This window comes from Streptomyces sp. NPDC041784, assembly GCF_055591025.1.
In genome coordinates this window covers 117,939-134,018 of sequence record NZ_JBVJAB010000009.1, presented here as the reverse complement: position 1 = coordinate 134,018, position 16,080 = coordinate 117,939, and the positions used below count along the sequence as shown (strand labels likewise).

Annotated in this window: 15 protein-coding genes; 10 read left to right on the top strand and 5 right to left on the bottom strand. The window is 71.5% G+C overall.

Features of this window, described 5'->3' with window-relative positions; genetic code table 11:
- Positions 1 to 2: 2 nt before the first annotated feature.
- The 6 genes from ACZ6D7_RS20970 to ACZ6D7_RS20945 all read left to right on the top strand — a co-directional run bounded on the left by ACZ6D7_RS20970 (position 3) and on the right by ACZ6D7_RS20945 (position 5,263).
- Positions 3 to 1,322, top strand: a complete 1,320-nt coding sequence (locus tag ACZ6D7_RS20970; protein WP_469492496.1) for an ABC transporter substrate-binding protein — start codon at positions 3 to 5, stop codon at positions 1,320 to 1,322.
- Positions 1,319 to 2,305, top strand: coding sequence for a carbohydrate ABC transporter permease (locus ACZ6D7_RS20965; RefSeq protein ID WP_469492494.1), 987 nt, complete (start codon positions 1,319 to 1,321; stop codon positions 2,303 to 2,305). The genes ACZ6D7_RS20970 and ACZ6D7_RS20965 overlap by 4 nt, the downstream gene beginning before the upstream one ends.
- Complete coding sequence (locus tag ACZ6D7_RS20960; RefSeq protein ID WP_469492492.1) at positions 2,302 to 3,207, top strand: carbohydrate ABC transporter permease; 906 nt, start codon at positions 2,302 to 2,304, stop codon at positions 3,205 to 3,207. The genes ACZ6D7_RS20965 and ACZ6D7_RS20960 overlap by 4 nt, the downstream gene beginning before the upstream one ends.
- Positions 3,204 to 4,238 carry a LacI family DNA-binding transcriptional regulator gene (locus ACZ6D7_RS20955; protein WP_469492489.1) on the top strand — a complete coding sequence of 345 codons (1,035 nt, stop codon included), beginning with the start codon at positions 3,204 to 3,206 and terminating at the stop codon, positions 4,236 to 4,238. The genes ACZ6D7_RS20960 and ACZ6D7_RS20955 overlap by 4 nt, the downstream gene beginning before the upstream one ends.
- 168 nt (positions 4,239 to 4,406) lie before the next feature.
- Positions 4,407 to 4,757 carry a VOC family protein gene (locus tag ACZ6D7_RS20950; protein WP_469492486.1) on the top strand — a complete coding sequence of 117 codons (351 nt, stop codon included), beginning with the start codon at positions 4,407 to 4,409 and terminating at the stop codon, positions 4,755 to 4,757.
- A 101-nt stretch (positions 4,758 to 4,858) separates the two neighbouring features.
- Entirely contained in the window at positions 4,859 to 5,263 is a 405-nt protein-coding gene (locus ACZ6D7_RS20945) for a MarR family winged helix-turn-helix transcriptional regulator (RefSeq protein ID WP_469492484.1), read from the top strand.
- A gap of 6 nt (positions 5,264 to 5,269) precedes the next feature.
- On the opposite strand, the gene ACZ6D7_RS20940 is transcribed toward ACZ6D7_RS20945, so the two are convergent.
- From ACZ6D7_RS20940 to ACZ6D7_RS20920, 5 genes are all read right to left on the bottom strand, one after another.
- A complete protein-coding gene (locus ACZ6D7_RS20940; RefSeq protein WP_469492481.1) occupies positions 5,270 to 5,731 on the bottom strand; it encodes a hypothetical protein in 462 nt (153 codons plus the stop codon).
- Between the two features lie 189 nt (positions 5,732 to 5,920).
- On the bottom strand, positions 5,921 to 6,319 hold the full coding sequence (locus ACZ6D7_RS20935; protein ID WP_469492479.1) for an SseB family protein: 399 nt from the start codon (positions 6,317 to 6,319) through the stop codon (positions 5,921 to 5,923).
- A gap of 93 nt (positions 6,320 to 6,412) precedes the next feature.
- Complete coding sequence (locus tag ACZ6D7_RS20930) at positions 6,413 to 6,958, bottom strand: isochorismatase family protein (protein ID WP_469492477.1); 546 nt, start codon at positions 6,956 to 6,958, stop codon at positions 6,413 to 6,415.
- A gap of 13 nt (positions 6,959 to 6,971) precedes the next feature.
- Positions 6,972 to 8,426, bottom strand: a complete 1,455-nt coding sequence (locus ACZ6D7_RS20925) for a purine-cytosine permease family protein (RefSeq protein WP_469492475.1) — start codon at positions 8,424 to 8,426, stop codon at positions 6,972 to 6,974.
- Between the two features lie 222 nt (positions 8,427 to 8,648).
- Positions 8,649 to 9,437: an IclR family transcriptional regulator gene (locus ACZ6D7_RS20920; protein WP_469492472.1), complete on the bottom strand. Its 789-nt coding sequence runs from the start codon at positions 9,435 to 9,437 to the stop codon at positions 8,649 to 8,651.
- A gap of 190 nt (positions 9,438 to 9,627) precedes the next feature.
- Between ACZ6D7_RS20920 and ACZ6D7_RS20915 the strand changes: the two genes are divergently transcribed.
- From ACZ6D7_RS20915 to ACZ6D7_RS20900, 4 genes are all read left to right on the top strand, one after another.
- The gene (locus ACZ6D7_RS20915) at positions 9,628 to 10,485 is read left to right on the top strand and encodes a helix-turn-helix domain-containing protein (RefSeq protein ID WP_469492464.1); all 858 of its coding nucleotides are present in this window, start codon (positions 9,628 to 9,630) and stop codon (positions 10,483 to 10,485) included.
- A 509-nt stretch (positions 10,486 to 10,994) separates the two neighbouring features.
- Positions 10,995 to 11,261 carry an acyl carrier protein gene (locus tag ACZ6D7_RS20910; RefSeq protein WP_469492461.1) on the top strand — a complete coding sequence of 89 codons (267 nt, stop codon included), beginning with the start codon at positions 10,995 to 10,997 and terminating at the stop codon, positions 11,259 to 11,261.
- A complete protein-coding gene (locus ACZ6D7_RS20905; protein ID WP_469492458.1) occupies positions 11,245 to 12,105 on the top strand; it encodes a thioesterase domain-containing protein in 861 nt (286 codons plus the stop codon). Before ACZ6D7_RS20910 ends, ACZ6D7_RS20905 begins: the two co-directional genes overlap by 17 nt.
- A 104-nt stretch (positions 12,106 to 12,209) precedes the next feature.
- A partial coding sequence (locus ACZ6D7_RS20900; protein WP_469492455.1) for a beta-ketoacyl synthase N-terminal-like domain-containing protein occupies positions 12,210 to 16,080 on the top strand: 3,871 nt, incomplete at its 3' end.

Sequence of the window (16,080 nt, the reverse complement as noted above, 5' to 3'; positions counted from 1 at the left end):
CCATGCCCAACACGAAGCGCCGTCGCCTCGTGGCAACCGCCGTTGCCGTCACTCTCGGCGCCACCGCCCTCGCCGCCTGCGGCTCGTCCGACGACGACAGCGGCGCCGAGTCCGGTCCGGTCTCGCTGACGTACTGGACCTGGACGCCCGGCATGGACAAGCTCGTCGACCTGTGGAACAAGGGGCCCGGGAAGAACGACCAGATCACCGTCACGGTGAAGAAGCAGGCGTCCGGCGACACGCTGGTCACCAAGATCCTCACCGCGCACAAGGCGGGCAAGGCGCCGGACCTCGTCCAGGCCGAGTACCAGGCGCTGCCGACGCTGGTCAGCAATGACGCGCTGGCGGACATAGCGAAGAACGTCGGCGACGCGAAGGACAAGTTCGCCGGTGGCGTCTGGCAGCAGACGACGCTGGGCACGGACGCGGTCTACGCGGTGCCGCAGGACATCGGCCCGATGATGTTCTACTACCGCGCCGACCTCTTCGAGAAGTACGGCCTGTCGGTCCCGGCGACCTGGGAGCAGTTCGCGCAGACCGCACGCGCGCTCAAGAAGAAGGCCCCGGACGTCGACCTGACCACGTTCTCCGCCAATGACTCCGGTCTCTTCGCGGGCCTCGCCCAGCAGGCCGGCGCCCAGTGGTGGACCACCTCCGGCAACCAGTGGAAGGTCGGCATCAACGACACGGCCACCAAGAAGGTCGCCGACTTCTGGGGCGGCCTGGTCGCGGAGGGCGCCATCGACAACCAGCCGATGTACACCCCGGCCTGGAACAAGGCGCTCAACACGGGCCAGCAGATCGCCTGGGTCTCCGCCGTGTGGGCCCCGGGCACCCTGACCACCGCCGCGCCCGACACCAAGGGCAAGTGGGCCATGGCCCCGCTCCCCCAGTGGTCGGCCGGCGAGAACGTCACCGGCAGCTGGGGCGGCTCCTCCACCGGCGTGACGACGGACTCCCAGCACAAGGAGGCCGCCGCGAAGTTCGCCGCCTGGCTGAACACCGACGACGCGGCCCTCCAGGCGCTGGCCAAGGAGAGCGGCATCTACCCGGCCGCCACCAACGCCCAGACCAGCGGCGCCTTCACCGCCTCGCCGGACTACTTCTCGACGCAGCCGGAGTTCTACACCCTGGCCGCCAAGATCGCGAAGACGACGGCGCCCTCGGCCTGGGGCCCGAACGTGAACGTCGCCTACACGACCTTCAAGGACGCGTTCGGCGCCGCCGCCAAGAACAAGTCGGACTTCTCCGCCGCCCTGGACAAGATGCAGGCGGACACCGTCGCCGACATGAAGAAGCAGGGCTTCGAGGTCTCCGAGTGACCAGCGCACGCCGGACGTCGTACGGGGTCAAAGGGGCCCCGTACGCCCGCCCGTCTCCCACCACCACCCTCAAACGAGCGCGAAGCGCCCCCTATTTCTTCCTCCTTCCCGCCACGATCCTGTTCGCCCTGTTCTTCGCGCTGCCCATCGGGTACGCGGTCTGGCTCAGCTTCCACAAGGTGAAGGTGTCCGGGCTCGGCCTGGGCGCCGGCGCCCGCAAGGAGGTCTGGGCCGGCCTGGAGAACTACACGGCCTCCCTGACCGACAGCGAACTGCTCGACGGCGCGCTGCGCGTGCTGGGCTACGGCTGCATCGTCGTCCCGGTGATGCTGGGCCTGGCGCTGCTGTTCGCGCTGATGCTGGACTCCGAGAAGGTGCGGTTCACACCGTTCACCCGGCTCGCGATCTTCCTGCCGTACGCCATCCCCGGTGTGGTGGCGGCGCTGCTGTGGGGCTTCCTGTACCTGCCGAGCGTCAGCCCCTTCTACTACGTGCTCGAAGCGCTGGGTCTACCGCAGCCGGACCTGCTGGACGGCGGTCCCCTCTACGGCGCCCTCTCCAACATCGCGGTCTGGGGCGGCACCGGCTTCAACATGATCGTCATCTACACCTCGCTCCAGGCGATTCCGGCCGAGGTGTACGAGGCGGCGAAGCTGGACGGTGCCACCCCGCTCCAGATCGCCCTGCGGATCAAGATCCCGATGGTCGCGCCCTCGCTGGTGCTGACCTTCTTCTTCTCGATCATCGCCACGCTCCAGGTGTTCAACGAGCCGACCACCCTCAAGCCGCTCACCAACTCCGTGTCCACGACCTGGAGTCCGCTGATGAAGGTGTACCGGGACGCGTTCGGCACGGGCGACATCTACCAGGCGGCCGCCGAGGCCGTGATCATCGCCCTCGCCACGCTGGTGCTGTCCTTCGGCTTCCTGCGGGCCGCGAACCGCCGGAACAAGCGGGACGCCAATCAAGGAGGGGCACGATGAGTTCTCTTGCCGTCCAGAAGGTCCCCTCGGCGGCCGGATCGGCCGGTGCGGCCCAGGGCCGTCCGCCGCTGCGCCGCCGGATCGCGCTGGTCCCGACGGTCACGCTGCTGCTCGGCGCGGTCTACTGTCTGCTCCCGGTGGCCTGGGTGGTGATCGCGTCCACCAAGTCCGGCAGTGAGCTGTTCTCCACGTTCACGTTCCTGCCGGGCACCGGCTTCGCCGACAACGTCCGGGATCTCAACGCCTACCGCGACGGCATCTACTGGCAGTGGATGGGCAACTCCGCCCTGTACGCGGTGCTCGGCGCCCTGCTGTCGACGTGCGTCTCCGCGTTCAGCGGCTACGCGCTGGCGACGTACCGCTTCCGCGGCCGCGAGACGATGTTCAACGTCCTGCTGGCCGGTGTGCTGATGCCGCCGATCATCCTCGCGATCCCGCAGTACCTGCTGCTGGCGAAGGTCGACCTCACGGACTCCTACTGGTCCGTGCTGCTGCCGCAGATCCTCTCCCCGTACGGCGTCTATCTGGCGCGCATCTACGCGGCCGCGGCCGTGCCGGGCGATGTGGTGGAGGCCGGCCGGATGGACGGGGCGAGCGAGTGGCGGATCTTCACCCGGATCGCGCTGCCGATGATGGTGCCCGGCCTGGTGACGGTGTTCCTGTTCCAGTTCGTGGCGATCTGGAACAACTTCCTGCTGCCGTACATCATGCTCAGCGACGACGTGAAGTTCCCGATCACGCTCGGCCTGTTCACACTGCTCGAACAGGGGGCCAACACCCCCGCGCTCTACACGCTGGTCATCACCGGAGCCTTCCTCGCGGTCATCCCGCTCGTGGCGCTGTTCCTGGTCATTCAGCGCTTCTGGAGCCTGGATCTGCTGTCCGGAGCCGTAAAGTCATGACCATGAACAATGGTGCGGGGGGCCGGCGCAAACCGCCGACCATCCACGACGTGGCCCGCGAGGCGGGAGTCTCCCGAGGCACCGTCTCGCGGGTGCTCAACGGCGGACACTACGTCAGCCCGGCCGCCGCGGAGGCGGTCAACGCCGCCATCCGCAGGACGGGTTACGTCGTGAACCGGCACGCCCGCTCCCTGATCACCGGCCGTTCGGACTCCGTGGGGTTCCTGCTCACGGAGCCCCAGGAACGGTTCTTCGAGGACCCCAACTTCAATGTCCTGCTGCGCGGCTGCACGCAGGCGCTGGCCGCGCACGACATCCCCCTCCTGCTGATGCTGGCCGGAACGGAGGACGAGCGCCGGCGCATCACGCGGTACATCACCGCGGGGCACGTGGACGGGGTGCTGCTGGTCTCCAGCCACTCCGGGGACCCGATCGCCAGCGAGCTGCGGGAGGCGGGCGTCCCGCTGGTCGCGTGCGGCAAACCGATCGGCATCGGTTCCAAGGTGAGCTACGTGGCCGCCGACGACCGGGACGGCGCCCGGGACATGGTGCGCCATTTGCTGGCACAGGGCCGCCGCCGGGTCGGTGTGGTCACCGGTCCGCTGGACACCCCGGGCGGTGTGGAGCGGCTCGCCGGGTACCGGGAGGTGCTCGCGGAGGCCGAGGTGGCCTACGACGAGCGGCTCGTCGTCTCCGGCGACTACAGCCGAGCCAGCGGTGAGGCGGGCGCCGAGCGGCTGCTGGCGCAGGTCCCGGACCTGGACGCGGTGTTCGTCGCCTCCGACCTGATGGCGCAGGGTGTCCTCACGGCGCTCCGGCGGGCGGGCCGGCGGGTGCCGGAGGACGTGGCGGTCGGCGGCTTCGACGACTCCCCCGCGGCCACCGCGGGCAGCCCCTCCCTGACGACGATCCGCCAGCCGTGGGACCGGATCAGCAGCGAGATGGTGCGGGTGCTGCTCGCCCAGATAGGCGGCGAGGACCCGGCGGCGGTGATCCTGCCGACGGAGCTGGTGAAACGCGAGTCGACGTGATCCGGAGGGGGCCGGTCGATCGACCGGCCCCCTTCGTCGTCACATCGGTCGTCGTCACATCGGTCGCGAACCGGTCAGGATCGAAGAAGCGGCCCGCCGCTCCCCCGCCTAGCGTGAAACCACCGACGCGACCGGCGTCGGCGGACGCGACAACGAGGAGTGACCACCATGACCACCACCGGCCTTCAGACGATCATCTACCCCGTCAAGGACGTCGAGCGGGCGAAGGCCCTGTTCAGCGTGCTCCTGGAGGTCGAGCCGTACGCCGACGAGCCGTACTACGTCGGTTTCAAGGCGGCCGGCCAGGACGTCGGCCTCAACCCGAACGGCCACGCCCAGGGCCTGACCGGTCCGGTTCCCTACTGGCACGTCTCCGACATCCGGGAACGTCTCGCGGCCCTGGTCGAGGCGGGCGCCGAGGTGCTCCAGGACGTGCAGGACGTCGGTAACGGCCGGCTGATCGCCGCCGTGAAGGACCCGGACGGCAACCTGGTGGGACTGCTCCAGGATCCCTCTTGATCCCCTCTTGATCCCCCTCTTGACCTCCCTCGTGAGCCGCTCCTTGCACCCGCACTAATTGCACAGTCAACGAATACTGGAATCGGTGTTACCGTGCGGGTATGGCAGCGAAAACGGCCGGGGCGGGCCTCGAGGACCAGTGGCGCGACATCCTGTCGGTGCACGCCCGCACGATGTGCGAGATCGACCGCGCCCTGCATCCGCACGGCCTCGGCGCGAGCGACTTCGAGGTGCTGGACATCCTCGCCGCCGAGGCGCCCCGCAACGGCGACCAGTGCCGGGTCCTGGACCTCGTCGGACGGGTGCACCTCAGCCAGAGCGCGCTGTCCCGGCTGATCGGCCGGCTGGAGAAGGACGGTCTGGTGGAGCGGGCCGTCTGTGTGGAGGACCGGCGCGGGGTGTGGGTCGCCCTCACCCGCAAGGGCCGCGATCTGCACACCGAGGTGCTGCCGATCCAGCGGGCGGTGCTGGCGCGGATGCTGGGCGGGCAGAACACCTCCGCCTAGCTCCGTTCAGGGCCCGTCCGGGAGATCGGCGGCGGTGCGGCCGAGGGCGAGCCGGTCGAAGAGGGCGCCTCCGCCGTCGCTGCGCAGGCTGACGCCGGCCACGGGGAGCTGACCCCCGGTGAGTTCCCACAGGTCCAGGCGTACGGTCGTCCACTCGGCCGGGGGCCGCTCGCCCAGCGAGACCCTGGTCAGGATCGTCCCGTCCGGCCAGCTGGAGTCCCCCACCAGCACGGTGACCGCGGGGCCGTCCCGGCCCCGGCCGATCCGCAGGCCCATGCCGGTGGTCTCGGGGCCGGCGGCCTTCCAAGCGAACTGGAAATGGCGGTACTGGCCCGGCTCGGGGTGCTCCGCGATCACGAAGTCCCAGTCGGGGATCACCCGCCCGAACGGATGGACGTGCTCGGGGTGCGCCTCGGCCGGTCCCTCCAGCAGGACGCGGGTCCGCGGCACCAGCATGGCTTGCGGCACCGGCAGAACCTGCGGAGCAACCTGACGCAATGTCCTCATGGCGGCCCGTCCCCCTTGTGATCGCCCCAACCACGGCATCGTTGTCATGGTCTCCGGGGCGTGACGGCCGGGGCGATCACCTGTTGGGGTGACGTTCCGGATTGGCCGATAAACGCCTCGGCCGTCCCGCGCGGGATCCCGCGACCGGTGTCAGCGGGCCAGCAGGGTGCGCACCCCTTCCGAGGTCAGGGTCAGCGGGTGGTCGCCGGCCGCGTCGATGCAGAGCGACAGTTCGCCGGTGGGCCACTGCGCGGCGAGCGCGCCGAGCGGCACCAGGCGGTAGCGGTCGATGCCGGGCAGCAGCCCGGCCATCTCCGGTTCGGAGGTGAACACCGGGACGACGGGCGCGCCGCCCGGCTGCTCCAGGACCGGCAGGGCCACGGTGGCGGGGTCGGTGACGTCCTCGTCCGTGGCGTCCTCGGGCACGGGCACGAGGACGTCGCAGCGCGCGAGGGTGTCCAGGGCCATGGTGTCCCCGGTGTTCCGGGCCAGCGCGTCCAGCGCCCGCCGGGCGGGGTCGGGGGTGTGGTCGTGGGCGGGTGTGTGCATGGCGGGTTCCCTGGTGGTGGGGGTCGGTCGGCCCGTGCCGGACGTGGTCCGGCCGGGGCGCGGTCCCGCCTCGCGTACCCGGGCGGGGCGCGGTCAATCCCCTCGGCCGAGGACTTCGGCGACGGTGGTGACGCTGATCAGGGGCCGGTACAGGTCCATCACGGCCAGCGCCCTGGCGTGCGCCTCGTCGTCCGCGCCCGCGCAGGCGTCGGCGGCCACCAGCACCTCCACACCGGTGTCGGCGGCGGCAAGCGCCGTGGACAGGACGCAGCAGTCGGTGCTGACACCGGCCAGGACGAGCCGGCCGCCGGGGCCGACGCGCTCGGCGAGCGCCGGTGTCCACTTGCCGAAGGTGGGCGCGTCCAGGGTGTCCGGGGCAAGGGCCGCGAACTCGTCCGTCAGCCGCCAGAGAGGGGCGTCGGGTGGCTGGAGGGCGAAGGGCCACCGGTCGTAGTAGGCGCGCCAGGCTCCGGTCGGCCGCTCCGGGGCGAGAAAGCGGGTGAAGGTGACGTGTTCGGCGAAGGCCGGCAGCAGGCGTTGCACTCCTGCCGCCGCCTCGGCGTGGCGCGCGGCCGCCCACGGGCTCGTGGGGTCGGCGAAGACGTGCTGCATGTCGATGACGGCGAGGTGTCCGGTCATGAGGTGTCTCCGGTCATGTGGTGGGCACCGCCTCGGGCGTCTCCTGGGCGCGGACGCGGGCGCGGGCCAGGGTGAGGGTGCCGAGGAAGCCGAGGGCGAGGGCGGCGAGGACGCCGAGGTTGGCGTAGGCCCAGGCACCGGATCTGCCGCCGAGGCCGAACGGGCCCAGGAGGTAGCCCTGCCACTCCAGCCAGTCGGCGGAGGCGTTGGTGACCAGACCCCAGCCGAGCGCGGTGGCGGCGACGGTGAGGAGCAGGGGCGGGACGGGGACGTCGCCGTACCGGCCGTCGGGGCGGTAGAGGTCGCCCTCGTCGTAGTCGCGACGGCGCAGCGCGAGGTCGGCGAGCATGATCCCGCACCAGGCGGCGATGGGGACGCCGAGGGTGGTGAGGAAGCCCATGAAGGGGCCGAGGAAGTCGTCGGCGAGGAAGACGATGTAGACCGAGCCCGCGATCATCAGGACGCCGTCGACGAGGGCCGCCACCGGGCGCGGGACGCGCAGGCCGGCGGAGAGCAGGGCCAGGCCGGAGGAGTAGATGTCGAGGACGGCGCCGCCGACCAGGCCGAGGACGGCGACCACGGCGAACGGCACCAGGAACCAGGTCGGCAGGAGGATCGTGAGGGCGCCGATCGGGTCGGCGGCGACGGCCTCGGAGAGGTCCTCGGAGGAGCCGGCGAGCAGCAGGCCGAACAGGAGGAGCACCAGGGGGGCGGCGGAGGCGCCGAAGGTGGTCCAGCCGATCACGCCCCGGCCGGAGGAGGAGCGGGGCAGGTAGCGGGAGTAGTCCGCGGCGGCGTTGACCCAGCCGAGGCCGAAGCCGGTCATCATGAACACCAGCGCGCCGATGAACTCCTGGGCGGAGCCGGAGGGGATCGCGCTGACGGCGCTCCAGTGGACATGGTCGGCGACCAGCCCGACGTAGACCAAGGTGAGCACGCCCGTGACCATGGTGATCACGGTCTGGAGGCGCATGATCAGGTCGAAGCCCATGACGCCGACGACGACGGTCAGCGCGCCGACCAGGATCAGGGCGACGGCCTTGGTGCTGGTGCCGCCGCCCCAGCCGAGGCGGTCGAAGACGGTGGCCGTGGCGAGGGCGGCGAGGGCGACGAGGACGGTCTCCCAGCCGACGGTGAGCATCCAGGAGACCGCCGAGGGCAGGCGGTTGCCGCGGACGCCGTAGGCGGCGCGGCTGAGCACCATCGTGGGCGCGGAGCCGCGTTTGCCGGCGACGGCGACGAAGCCGCAGAGCAGGAAGGAGAAGACGATGCCGACGACGCCGGCGGCCAGGGCCTGCCAGAAGGAGATGCCGAACCCGAGCGCGAAGGCCCCGTAGCTCATTCCGAGCACGGAGACGTTCGCCCCGAACCAGGGCCAGAACAGGGTGCGGGGTGTGCCCTTGCGTTCGGCGTCCTGGATGACGTCGAGGCCGTGCGTCTCCACCTGGAGCGGTCTGTCCGCCGGCATGCCGCCTCGGTGTCCGTTCGGGCCAGCGGCGCCCTGGGGTCCGTGTCCGTGGGGGCCTGCGGCGCCTTCGGGGTCCGTCATCGTCGACCTGCCTGTTCGGGTGAGGGCGAGGCACTCGCACTCGCCCCTGGGAGTCCTACCCGAGCTGGCGCCCGATCCACGGCACAGGCGGCCGGGGTCCGCCCGCAGCGGATCACCCGGCCCGGCCCGGCCCGGCTCGGCTCAGGCGCCGACGTCCGCGATCCGCAGGCCCTCGTTGCGCACGCCCCGCTGGATCATGGCGGCGGCGGCGCGGACGTGGGGTGCCACCCGCCGCGGTTGGATGATCTCGACGGAGCCCACGACCCCGACGGCGGCCACGACCACGCCGCGGCTGTCCCGGATCGGGACCGCGAAGCCGCCCCGGTCGGGGGCGAGGGTGCCGTGGACGGCGGCGAAGCCCTCCCGCCGGACCTTGGCGAGGCCCTGCTGGAGCTGCGCCGGGTTGGTGATCGTGGCCGGGGTGAAGGCGCGCAGCGGGGCGGAGCAGACCTCGTTCTGCACGGCCCCGCCCGCGTGGGCGAGCAGTACCTGGCCGACGGCGGTGGCGTGGAGGGGGATGCGGGCGCCGGGATCGCCGTGGAAGGCGACCAGATCGGGGTCGCTCGAGACGAAGGCCAGGCAGACGCTGTCCCGGCCGTCGCGGATGGCGACCGTCGCCGCGGCGGTGGTCTGCCCGTGCAGGGTGACGAGGTGCGGGTGCGCGGTCTCGACGAGGGCGGAGCGCGGCGCGAGGACCGCCGTCTCCCAGAGGCGCAGTCCGATGCTGTACCCGCCGTCGGAGCTCCGTTCCAGGGCGCCCCAGCCGTGGAGCTTGTTGACGATGCGGTGAACGGTGGCGACGGGCAGACCCGAGCGGCGGCTGATGTCACTGAGTGTCAGCGTCCGGTTGTCCCGGTCGAAGGCGCCGAGGATGCTGAGCGTCCGGTCGACGACTGAGCGCTCCGGAGCGGCGGAGTGGGGAGTGGTCATCCCGTTCAGAGTCCCTTCACCTGCAGACATGATGTGTGTTGACACGTGCGCGTACACGACTGTTCACGCGCACACACCAGAAGTGATCTGGCATCGGGCGACCACCCCTATCATTGAAGGCTCAAGTGGCCAGTGAAAGGTCGATTCCGGAACGCTCATGGTCGATTTCGCATCGTTACCGATCCCCGTCGTGCCCTACAGACCCGTCTGCCGCCCCGGTCTCGGTATCGCCCTGGTGAGCCTGAGCCAACTGCTCACCCTCTCCTCGAAGCGTTTCCTCGCCACTCCCCACCGGCTCGCCTTCCACCAGATCGTGCTGGTCAGCGAGGGGCGCGGGAGCTACTCCGTCGATTCCACGCCCTTCGAGTGCCGGCCCGGCACCCTGTTGTGGACCCGGCCGAACCAGGTCGTCCAGTCCTTACCCGAGGCCTCCATGGAGGCCGACATCATCATGTTCACCCCGGCGTTCCCTTTGCAGATGAGTGCGCACATGGGGATGCTCGACGATGTGCTGCGGCCCTCGCACTGGCAGCTGCGCGACGTGGAACTCGCCCCGTTCCAGCGGGTGCTGGCGCTTCTGCGGGAGGAGTTCGAGCGGCCCGACCAAGGCCTGGGCGAGGACCTGCTGAAGCATCTGCTCGCCGTCGCCCTGCTCCACATCAACCAGATGTGCCGTCAGCGCCACACCGAGGCCGCGCCCGTGACCGGCGACAACGGCGAGCTGTTCCTGCGGTTCCGCCGGGAGTTGGACCGCTCCTACCGCACCACCCGGCTCGTCGAGGACTACGCCACCGCCCTCAGTTGCAGCACGCGCGCGCTGGCCCGGGCCTGCCGGGAGGTCGCCGGCACCTCCACCAAGGACGTGATCGACGCCCGGGTCGCGCTGGAGGCGCGCCGGCTGCTGGTCCACACCGATCTGCCGATCAGCGCGATCGCCCGGCAGCTCGGATTCTCCGAGGTGACCAACTTCGGCAAGTTCTTCATACGGCGAGTGAATACGACACCGGGTGCCTTCCGGCGCGACTCAAAGGTGGGAAATCACCTTTAATGCGGCTCCGTCAGCCGCACTTCACCCGCTCGTCACCTATTCCCCGCACAGGACCTCCATGTGATCTACGCCCGTAAACCCGAATTTCTTTCCACCAGTCGGAAGAACGGTTGTTCCAGATTCCTGGAACTGGCAAGACTGTGACTTGCGTGCTTCGGGCGGCCACTCCGAAGTCACCCCCGCACCTGCGACGTTGCAGGTCTGCACCATCGAGCACGAACGGACGACCGACAACTTACTGACGAGTTGTTATCGCCGCACGCGGCGATACGCCGAAAGTTGACCACAGTTCAGATCCGCCGTTTTCCCCACGCTTTCAGGCCCGGCCGGACTTCCGGCCGCCTTTCGCGGGGCGTTCCTGTCGACCGGTTGTGGAAATCCGGTCGGTCCTCGGCACGCACCCGCGCCGCGAGGCGCCGTCGGCATGCCCGCCGTACGCCGCCGCGCCGGCCGGGCCTGCCCGCTCCGCGGAACAGCTGCCACCGCCCCTCAGGGAAGGACGTCTCACCATGCCCGCAGTCACCGCTCACGAGGCCGAGACCTGGCTGATCGAGAAGATCGCCCACCGTCTCGGTGTGGCGACGACCGAGGTCTCGCGCGAGGTGTACTTCGACGAGCTGGACCTCGACTCGACCGAAGCCCTCATCCTGGCGGGCGAGTTGGAGAACTGGCTCGGCTTCGAGCTGAGCACCACGACCCTCTGGTACCACCCGACCGTCAAGGACCTCGCGGTGTACCTGGCCGAGGAGAGCGCTCAGCGTGCGACCGCCGCGTAACGCGCCGCCGCCCGTCGCCCGCCCGCTCAGAGCCGCCGCCCCCGGCCGGCGCACGGCCTTCGTCGTCCATCCCGGCGCCCTCGCCCCCCAGGTGTACGAGGGTCTGGCCGGGGCACTGCCGCAGGGCGACGGGCTGACCGTGCTGGACCTCGGCGCCGTCCCCGACTACGCGGACGCGGCCCTCACCGGGGGCCGGGCGGCCACCACCGTGGAGGCCCTGGCCGAACGGCTGCTGACCGCCCTGGCACCGGTCCCCGACGGACCGTACACCCTGGCCGGATGGTCCTTCGGCGGGGTGCTGGCGCTGGCCATGACCCATGCGCTGCCCGCCGGGCGGCGTCCGGAGCGACTGGTGCTCCTCGACAGCATCGCGCCCACCGACGCCTACAAGCAGCCCGACGACTCCCTCGAACCCGCCCTGCTCCTGGGCTGGTTCACGATGTACCTGGGCGCGAAGCGGGACCGCCCGATCCCGCTCGCCCCCGGCGCCCTGGCCGGGCGCGGCGTCGACGACGGGCTCCCCGTGGTCCTGGACGCCGCCACCGCCGCCGGCGCGTTGCTGCCGGGCACCCCGCTGCCCGGACTGCGCAAGCTCTACGACACGTACGTGGACGGCCTGTTGCGCAACAACCGGCTCGTCGCCCCGCACCGGCCCGCCCCCGCCCCGCTCCCGGTGACGCTGGTGAAGGCCGAGCGGAGCCTGATCCCGGGCGACGACACGCTCGGCTGGGCGCCGCTCACCCCCCACGGACTGACCGTGCGCCGCTGCCCGGGCGACCACTACACCATGCTCGGCCGCCCCGACTCGCTCGGCGTCGTCGCCCGACTGCTGTACGCCGACTGACCGTTCAGCCCTTCCCCCCACTCACGCGCGTCACCCGTAGGGCCACCGAACCGCACCAGGGCCGCCCCCCACCGGCCCCGCCGTCCGACCAAGAGAGCCTCGCCGTGAACGCTTCGTACCCATCCGACCTCGACCGCCGGCTGGCCCGGGATCCCATCGCGATCGTCGGCCTGTCCGCCCTGTACCCCAAGTCGCGCGATCTGCGCGAGTTCTGGGCGAACGTGGTCTCCGCCGCCGACTGCATCGAGGACGTCCCCGCGACCCATTGGGACGTGTCTGAGCACTACGACTCCGACCCGGCCGCGCCCGACAAGACGTACTCCCGGCGCGGCGGTTTCATCCCCACCGTGGACTTCGACCCGCTCGCCTTCGGTCTGCCGCCGAACACCCTCGAGGTCACCGACGTCCTGCAGCTGCTCAGCCTCGTCGTGGCGCGGGACGCGCTCCGGGACGCGGGTGCCGACCAGGACTGGTACGACGCCTCCCGCACCGGGGTGGTGCTCGGTGTGACCGGCGCCAACCAGCTCACCCAGCCGCTCTCCGCCCGGCTCCAGACGCCCGTCCTGAAGGAGGTCGTGCGCTCCTGCGGGCTGTCCGACCGGGACGCGGAGGAGATCGCCGAGAAGTTCAAGCTGGCCTTCGCGCCCTGGGAGGAGAACTCCTTCCCCGGCATGCTGGGCAACGTCGTCGCCGGCCGGATCGCCAACCGGCTCGACCTCGGCGGCACCAACATGACGATCGACGCGGCCTGCGCCAGCTCGCTCGGCGCGGTGAAGGCGGCCGTCAGCGATCTGCTGGAGCGGCGCTCGGACACCATGCTGGTGGGCGGCTGCGACGCCGAGAACACCATCTTCATGTACCTGTGCTTCAGCAAGACCCCGGCCTTCTCCAAGTCCGGCCGCATCCGGCCGTTCGACGAGAACGCGGACGGCACCCTCATCGGCGAGGGCATCGGCATGCTGGCCCTGCGCCGGCTGTCCGACGCCGAACGGGACGGCAACCGGATCTACGCGGTGCTGCGCGGCATCGGCTCCTCCAGCGACGGCCGCTTCAAGTCGATCTACGCCCCGCGCAAGGAAGGCCAGATGGCCGCGCTGCGCCGGGCGTACGAGGACGCGGACGTCACCCCCGGCTCGATCGAGCTGTTCGAGGCCCATGGCACGGGTACGGCGGTCGGCGAGGCGACCGAACTGTCGGCGCTGAGCGCGGTGGTCTCGGAGGGCGTCGAGGAACGGCAGTTCGCCGCCGTCGGCAGTGTGAAGTCGCAGATCGGCCACACCAAGGCGGCGGCCGGCGCGGCCGGGATGATCAAGCTGGCGCTGGCCCTGCACCACCGGCTGCTCCCGCCGACGATCAACGTGGACCGCCCCAACCCGGCGATCGACTGGGAGAACAGCCCGTTCTACGTCAGCGCCCGCGCCCGCCCCTGGATCCGTGACCCACGCCGGCCCCGGCGCCGGGCGGCCGTGTCCTCCTTCGGCTTCGGCGGCACCAACTTCCATCTGGTGCTGGAGGAGCACGGCGACGGCGACGGCCTGCGGGTGATGTTCCCTGTGAGCCGGATATACGTATGGCATGAACCTGACATGAACACCCTGGTGCGTGCCGTGGAGAGCGGGGAGCCGAGGACGGCACCGGCGCCCACCGGACACCCGCGGCTGGCCCTCGTCGCCCGCACCGACGCCGAACTCGCCGAGCTGCGCGCCCTCGCCGCGGCCCAGCTGCGCGCCCGGCCCGCCGATGAGGCCTGGTCGCACCCCAAGGGCGTCCACTTCCGCCGCGCGGCCGCGCCCACCGGCAAGGTCGGCGCGCTCTTCGCGGGCCAGGGCAGCCAGTACGTCGAACCCGGCCGGACCGCGGTCCTCGCACTGCCTCCGCTGCGGGAGGCCTTCGACCGGGCCAACGCGGCGTTCGGGGAGGACGAACTCCCGCTCTCCCGGGTCGCGTTCCCGCCGCCCGCCTTCGACGAGGTGACCCGCGCCGCCCAGGACACCGAGCTGCGCCGCACCGAGTACGCGCAGCCGGCGATCGGCGCGCTCGCGGCCGGCCACTACCGCTATCTGACCGAACTCGGCTTCGACGCCGACGGGTTCCTCGGCCACAGCTTCGGCGAGCTGGCCGCGCTCTGGGCGGCCGGCGCGCTCGACGACGACACGTACTTCGCGCTGGCCCGGGCCCGGGGAGCGGCGATGGCACCGCCCTGTGACGCGGACTTCGACCCCGGGGCCATGGCGGCGGTGACCGCGGACGCCGACCAGGTCACCGAACTGCTCGCCGCCTACCCCGAGTTGACCGTCTGCAACCGCAACGCGGCCGACCAGGTCGTGGTCGGCGGCGCCACCGACGCCGTGGAGCGGTTCGTGGCGGCGGCCGGCGCGGCCGGCGTACGGGCGCTGCGGCTGCCGGTGTCGGCGGCCTTCCACACCCCGTTCGTCGCGCACGCCGTGGAGGCGTTCGGACGCCGGGTCGCCGACGCGGAGTTCGGACGGCCGCGACGCCCCGTGTACGCCAACTCGCCCGGCGCGGCCTACGGCCCGGACGCCGACGCCAACCGGCGCACCCTCGTGGACCAGCTGGTCAAGCCCGTGGAGTTCGCCGAGCGGGTCGAGGAGATGTACGCGGCGGGCTTCCGTACGTTCGTCGAGTTCGGGCCGAAGGGCGTGCTGACCAAGCTGGTCGGCCGGATCCTCGGCGAGCGCGAGCACTTCGCGGTGCAGCTCGACCCGGGCAGCGGCGGTGACGCCGATCTGGCGCTCAAACGGGCGGTGGCCCAACTCGCCGTCCTCGGACTGCCGTTGGCGACCACCGACCGGTATGCGGCGGAGCCGCCGGCCGAGGTGCCGGTGCGGGGCATGACCGTGCCGCTGAACGGCATCAACCACGTCCCCGAGGCGCGGCGGGCCGCGTACCGGGACGCGCTGGAGAACGGGTACCGGGTCGCGGCGCCGACGGCGCCGACGGTACAGCCGGCTCTCGCCGCCGCCCTGCCGGCCGGGTCCGCCGTGGCACCTGCCCACTCGCCCTCCTCTGCCTCTGCCTCTGCCTCCGTCCCTGCCCCTGTCCCTGCACCGGCAGCGGCCCCGGCCCCGGCCCCGGGGGTCCTGTCCCTCCCCACAGACGTCCTGGAGAGCGAGCCCGTGGAACCCGTGGAACCCGTGACCGAAGAACGCACCGACCGGCTCTCCTCGCTGATCGCCGACCATCTCGCCCTGCACGACGAGTACCTCCAGGGCCAGCTGACCAGCGCCCAGCGCATGATGGGGCTGCTGGAGCGGGCCGACGAGCAGGGCCGGGTCGACTCGGTGATCCCGGGTGTCGCGTCGGTGAAGGAGCACGGCCTGGCCATCGGGCGCTCCCATCTGCGGGCCAACGAGATCCTGCGGGATCTGGCGGCTATGGAGATCGGCGCGGTGCTGCCGAGCGCTCCGGTCGTTCCCACCGTGGCGGTGGCACCGTCGGCCGAGGCCGCCCCGGTGCCGCCCGTGGCCGCGCCCGCTCCCGTCGAGGCCTCCGCACCTCCCGCGCCCCCGGCACTCGCGCCCGCCCCGCCCTCCGTCGCACCGGAGCCGGCCGGCGCGACCAGCGCGACCGCCGACGACATCGCCGCCGCGCTGCTCGACGTCGTGTCCCGGAAGACCGGCTACCCGGCGGAGATGCTGGACCTCGGGATGGACGTGGAGGCGGACTTGGGCATCGACTCCATCAAGCGCGTCGAGATCATGGGCGTCCTCCAGGAACAGTTCCCCAGCCCCACCCCCGTCGGCCCCGAGCAGCTCGCCGAACTGCGCACCCTGAACGAGATCGTCGGCTTCGTCCTCAGCCTGGGCGGTTCGAGCGCCGCGCGGCAGGCAGAGGCGCCGGCTCCGGCCCAGGCCCCGGCCCCGGCCGCCGCCACCGGCGCGGACGTGACCGCCGCCCTGCTCGGCATCGTCTCCGAGAAGACCGGCTACCCCGCCGACATGCTCGACCTCACCC